4 protein-coding genes are annotated in these 4364 nt (G+C 73.1%); 2 read left to right on the top strand and 2 right to left on the bottom strand.

Annotation, left to right across the window (positions count from 1 at the left end; genetic code table 11):
• Positions 1-56: 56 nt before the first annotated feature.
• The gene (pepN, locus tag ACFXA3_RS36805; RefSeq protein WP_385194577.1) at positions 57-2552 is read right to left on the bottom strand and encodes an aminopeptidase N; all 2496 of its coding nucleotides are present in this window, start codon (positions 2550-2552) and stop codon (positions 57-59) included.
• Positions 2553-2599: 47 nt separating this feature from the next.
• Complete coding sequence (locus tag ACFXA3_RS36810) at positions 2600-2986, bottom strand: chorismate mutase (protein WP_385194580.1); 387 nt, start codon at positions 2984-2986, stop codon at positions 2600-2602.
• A 163-nt stretch (positions 2987-3149) separates the two neighbouring features.
• On the opposite strand from ACFXA3_RS36810, the gene ACFXA3_RS36815 reads away from it, so the two are divergent.
• Together ACFXA3_RS36815 and ACFXA3_RS36820 are read left to right on the top strand one after the other, a co-directional pair.
• Complete coding sequence (locus ACFXA3_RS36815; protein WP_385194582.1) at positions 3150-3578, top strand: hypothetical protein; 429 nt, start codon at positions 3150-3152, stop codon at positions 3576-3578.
• Positions 3575-3976 carry a winged helix-turn-helix domain-containing protein gene (locus ACFXA3_RS36820; RefSeq protein WP_385194585.1) on the top strand — a complete coding sequence of 134 codons (402 nt, stop codon included), beginning with the start codon at positions 3575-3577 and terminating at the stop codon, positions 3974-3976. The genes ACFXA3_RS36815 and ACFXA3_RS36820 overlap by 4 nt, the downstream gene beginning before the upstream one ends.
• The last annotated feature ends 388 nt before the right edge of the window (positions 3977-4364 follow it).

The following is a 4364-nucleotide window of genomic DNA, read 5'->3' on the forward strand; positions in this document are numbered from 1 at the left end:
GGTACGGGCCGGCGCCCGGCGCCCGGGGGTGTGGGATGGGGCCCGCGCCCCGGGGGTCAGGGGGTGCGGATGTGGAGGGCTCGGGAGAGGTCGTCCAGTTGGTCGGCGAGCTTGCGGCGCAGGCTCGGGACGACGGCGGGGTCGGCGAGGGCGGTGTGGCCGGCCCGGAGGTTGTCCTCGTCGACGGCGTGGCCGGGGAAGGCGTGGCGGCCTGCGGCATCGGCGATGGCGGGGCCGCGGCGGGTGCCGAGGGCGATGGCGTCGGCGTAGAAGCGCGGTACGTACTCCCGTACGAGGTCGGCCTGTTCGGGCTGCCAGAAGCCCTGGGCGGTGGCGCTGAAGAGGTAGTTGGAGAGGGAGTCGTCGTGGAAGAGGCGCTCCCAGGCGGCGGCCTTGGCTTCGGCGGTGGGCAGTGCGGCGCGGCAGCGGGCTGCGCCTTCCTCGCCGGTGGCGCTGGGGTCGGCGGCGAGGGCGGCGGCGATCTCGCTCTCGCCGACCGCGCCGAGGACGCTGAGCCGGCCCAGGATCCGCCAGCGCAGTTCGGGGTCGAGTTCGGGGCCGCCGGGGACGGTGTCGTCGTCCAGCCAGGCGGCGAGGGTGTCGGGCTGGGTGGCGGCGTCGACGAGGGCGCGTACGGCGGCGAGCCGCAGCCCGGGGTCGGAGCCGTCCTCGGTGCGCCGCAGCAGGGCGCGGCCGATGGCGGTGAGGGTGGCGAGGGCTTCGGTGCGGTGTTCGGGGGCGAGGTAGAGGTCGGCGATGTGGTGGCGGGCGAAGGCGAGGACGCCCTGGACGATCGCGAGGTCGGCTTCGGCGGGCAGGTGTGCGGCGGCGGTGGCCAGGTAGGTGCCGGGTTCGAGTTCGCCGTCGCGGACCATGTCGCGCAGGGAGTTCCAGACGACGGCCCGGGTGAGGGGGTCGGGGATGGCGGAGAGGTCGCGCAGGACGGTTTCGAGGGAGGTGTCGTCGAGGCGGACCTTGGCGTACCCGAAGTCGCCGTCGTTGAGGACGAGGAGGGCGGGGCGGGGGCCGCTGACGGAGACGATCTCGTCGGAGGGGACGTCGACGGTGAGGAGTTCGCGGGGGTGGAGGGTGTCGTCGGGGTCGCGGTCGTAGGCGCCGACGGCGATGTGGTGGGGGCGGGTGCCCCGGTGGTCGACGGTGAGGGTCCAGCCGCCGTGGCTCTCCTCGATGCGGGGGGTGAGGGTGTCGATGCCGGTGGTGCGCAGCCAGATGTCGGCCCAGGCGTGGACGTCGCGGTCGGTGTGGGCGGCGAGGGAGTCGACGAAGTCGGCGAGGGAGGCGTTGGCGAACTTGTGGCGGGCGAAGTGGGTGTTGATGCCGGCGAGGAAGTCCTTCTCGCCGAGCCAGGCGACGAGTTGGCGCAGCGCGGAGGCGCCCTTGGCGTAGGAGATGCCGTCGAAGTTGAGGAGGGCGCTCGCGGTGTCGGGTACGGCGTCGGGGGCGACGGGGTGGGTGGAGGGCCGCTGGTCGGCGTCGTAGCCCCAGGGCTTGCGTTCCATGGCGAATTCGGTCCAGGTGCCGGTGAAGCGGGTCGCTTCGGTGAGGGTCTGGTAGCCCATGTACTCGGCGAAGGACTCGTTCAGCCAGATGTCGTCCCACCAGCGGAGGGTGACGAGGTCGCCGAACCACATGTGGGCCATCTCGTGCGAGATGATCATGGCGCGGCGCTGGCGCTGGGTGTCGGTGACGGCGGAGCGGAAGACGTATTCGTCGCGGAAGGTGACGAGGCCGGGGTTCTCCATGGCGCCGGCGTTGAACTCGGGGACGAAGGCCTGGTCGTAGGAGTCGAAGGGGTAGGGCTCGGAGAACTTCTGGTGGTAGCGGTCGTAGCAGTCGGTGGTGATGGAGAGGATTTCCTCGGCGTCGGCGTCGAGGTGGGGGGCCAGCGAGCGGCGGCAGTGGATGCCGAAGGGCAGGCCGGCGTGTTCGGTGCGGATGCTGTGCCAGGGGCCGGCGGCGACGGCGACGAGGTAGGTGGAGATGACGGGGGTGGGGGCGGACTTCCAGATGCCGGCGCCGTCGGTGGCGCGCTCGCCGGTGCGTTCGGTGATGCCGTTGGCGAGGACGGTCCAGTGGGCGGGGGCGGTGACGGTGAAGGCGAAGACGGCCTTGAGGTCGGGCTGGTCGAAGGCCGGGAAGACGCGCTGGATGTCGTCCATGAACATCTGGGTGTAGACGTACGTCTCGCCGTCGGCGGGGTCGGTGAAGCGGTGGAGGCCTTCGCCGGTGCGGGAGTAGCGCATGCGGGTGGCGATGCGCAGTTCGTGGGGGCCTTCGCCGAGTCCGGTGAGGGGGAGGCGGTTGTCGGTGAGGGTGGCGGGGTCGAGGGGGGCGCCGTCGAGTTCGGCGGAGTGCAGTTCGTCCGGTTTCAGCTCCACGAAGGTGTCCGCGGCGGTGCGGCTGGTGAACCGGATGACGGCGGTGGACTCGAAGGTGTCGTCGCCGCCGGTGAGGTCGAGGGTGACGGCGTAGTGGTGGACGTCGAGGAGCTGTGCTCGGAGCTGCGCTTCGTTGCGCGTCAGTGCGGACATGGGGCCCATGCTGCCCGACGGGCGGGCCCCGGCCGACTGCTCTGCGCCTACTCTTCGCCCGCCGCGATCGTCTCGTGGTGGCGGATGACCTCGGCGATGATGAAGTTGAGGAGCTTCTCGGCGAACGCGGGGTCGAGTTTGGCGTTTTCGGCGAGCTGGCGCAGGCGGGCGATCTGGCTGGCCTCGCGGGTCGGGTCGGCGGGGGGCAGCTGGTGCTTGGCCTTGAGGTGGCCGACCTGCTGGGTGCACTTGAAGCGTTCGGCGAGCATGTGGACCACGGCCGCGTCGATGTTGTCGATGCTGTCGCGCAGGCGGGCCAGCTCGGCGGTGACGGTCTCGTCGATGGCGGCGGCGTCCCGGCCCGCGTCCGGGCCGGCGTCCTTGGCCGCGCCCGTGCCGGTGCCGGTGCCGTTGTCGAGGTCGCTGATGTTCATGGTTCCCGAGCTTACGTGGCGACGGCCGTGGGTTCCCCGGGCAGTCGGCCTGTGAGACGGCGTCGGGACGGCGACCGAATACTTGCCAGTGTGGAAAGTACTCGCCATAGTGGAAAGTGAGATCGGCCGGGAGCGGTCGGTGGGGTGCGAGCGAGGGGGAACCATGCGCGAGGCGGCAAGTGCGGCCATGGCGGCGGGGGCGTTGGGGCGGGCGGCCGGTCTGGAGAAGGCCGCGCGGGAGCGCAGCGGCTGGTACGCGCGCTACCTGGGGGCTTTCGCCGTCGGGCAGCTGGTGCTCGTACCGGTGGCGGTGCTGTGGCGCGGGGCGCCCTCGGCCCTGGTGTTCGGGGTGACGAACGCGCTGCTGGTGACCGGGCTGAGCTGGTACGCGGCGCGCCAGCGGGTGGTGCGCCGGGGGTTCGGTGTGAAGCACGGGGTACTCATGGGGTCCTGGGCGGTGGTGTTCGCCGTGACGATCACGCTCGGCACCTCGGTCTTCGGCCACGGGGTGCCGTACGCGGTGGTGGGCGCGCTGGCGTGTGCGCTGCCGCCGGCCGTCGGGGCCTGGTCCGAGAGGCGGGGCGCGGCGTGACGGGCGGTGCGGCGGGCTCGGACGGCGGGGAGCACTCGGACGCCGGGACGGGCTCGGACTCCCGGACGGGCTCGGACGGCAAGCCGGGCTCGGACGGCAAGCCGGGCAGGCATCCGCGGCACGATCTCGCGCCGCTGCTGAACGCGCCCGTGCGGCTGTCGGTGGTGGCTGCACTGGCCCCGTTGGACAAGGCCGAGTTCGGTTTCGTACGGGACCTCGTCGAGGTCTCGGACTCCGTGCTGTCCAAGCAGGTCGCGGCGCTGGAGGGGGCGGGCTGGGTCGAGGTCCGCAAGGGTCGCGCCGGGCGCCGCCCGCGGACCTGGCTCGCGCTGACCCCCGAGGGCCGGGCCGTCTACCGGCGGCATCTGGCCGCGCTGCGGGCCATCGCGCCGGGCTGAACCGGATCACGGCGGCAGGACGGTGATGACCCCGCCGGCCTCGCTCGGGAGCGGGGTCGCAGACGAGGGACGCCGACGGGCACGGCGCGGGCGGCCTCAACCTGTAGCGCGGGGCTGGCGTCTTGGAGGAGGAAGCCGGATGCTCCTCCGTGGAGCGCGGCGTGGACGTACTCGTCGAGGCCGAAGGTGGTGACGATGGCGATGACCACCCTGATCGCCGTGCGCCGCCTGCGCCGCTGTCGCCCGCCGTCCGCGCCTTCCCGCGGGACCGGCGGGCGCGTCGGCCGGCAACCGGGCGGGGCCGGGGCTTCGGGGCGCCGGCCGTATGCCGTCGTGGCCGGTGTCACGGGGGTGCGGGGCGCGGCGGGGGGGCCGGGGGGGGGGGGGG

Source organism: Streptomyces sp. NPDC059456 (assembly GCF_042750055.1).
In the GTDB taxonomy this organism is placed as follows: Bacteria; Actinomycetota; Actinomycetes; order Streptomycetales; family Streptomycetaceae; genus Streptomyces.

What these genes read in the sequence shown, in the direction of transcription:
- pepN (WP_385194577.1), bottom strand. Translation starts at nt 2,552, where the DNA reads ATGTCCGCACTGACGCGCAACGAAGCGCAGCTCCGAGCACAGCTCCTC.
- ACFXA3_RS36810 (WP_385194580.1), bottom strand. Translation starts at nt 2,986, where the DNA reads ATGAACATCAGCGACCTCGACAACGGCACCGGCACCGGCACGGGCGCG.
- ACFXA3_RS36815 (WP_385194582.1), top strand. Translation starts at nt 3,150, where the DNA reads ATGCGCGAGGCGGCAAGTGCGGCCATGGCGGCGGGGGCGTTGGGGCGG.